Source organism: Paenibacillus sp. FSL R5-192, assembly GCF_000517845.1.
In the GTDB taxonomy this organism is placed as follows: Bacteria; Bacillota; Bacilli; order Paenibacillales; family Paenibacillaceae; genus Paenibacillus; species Paenibacillus amylolyticus.
Map to the genome: position 1 here is coordinate 1 of NZ_ASPR01000038.1, position 803 is coordinate 803.

Consider the following 803-nt stretch of genomic DNA (forward strand, 5'->3'; position numbering starts at 1 on the left):
CAAGACAAAGTAAGTATTGAAGTTCCGCGTTATTCAGCAGCTATTGCCGATATGTCTCAAGGGGGTAAAACAGAGAAAGGGTCTATTACCTTTGATGAAACAGAGACAGCATTCCTGAAATCAGGTGGTTATAAGCTTGCTTTTGGTGATACGCTCGTCGAGGATAGTGACGAAGTATATCTGAAAGACCCTGATACAGATGCGTTGACACCACTTACCCGAGTAGCATCAACACCTACAGATCAACAGTACACCATTACGGCAGAAGGATTAATTGAATCAACGGCTGCAAATAACGGAAAAGAACTGCTTGTGACTTATGTTTGGACTGAACAAGGAACGGAGACTTCTTTCAGCGGAACTCGCCGTCCTACTGCATTCAAATTCACACATCGTTTTAAACTGATTGACGATAAAACAAACAGCGAAATTCAATGCCAACTTACAATCTTCAAGGCTTTGGGCGGCGGTACGCTTGACGTTTCTCAGGAGCGTAAGAAAGCTAATACGTCTACCATGGATTTGCAAGTTATGGAGCCGGATCGTACACCGGAAAATCCGAACGGTTATGCAATGACAATCAAGTTCGGAATTTAAACCATCACACTCAACCCTGCCGGTAATCGGTGGGGTTCTTTTTTTGGTAAAAAATATATTTCAATTCAAAGGAGAATGAACATGAGCGAAAGTGAACAAGCAGTTGAAACCCAAGAAGAGAAAACGTTGGACCAGACTTTAAACATTGGCAGCACCGTACGTTTGGCTGAAGGTATCCAAAAGACTATCAAGGTCGGGACAATAAA

1 protein-coding gene is annotated in these 803 nt (G+C 42.6%); it reads left to right on the forward strand.

What is annotated here, in order from left to right; translation table 11 throughout:
• The coding region (locus C161_RS32600; protein ID WP_036672084.1) for a hypothetical protein at nt 1-597 on the forward strand (597 nt) is incomplete at its 5' end.
• Nucleotides 598-803 lie beyond the last annotated feature (206 nt).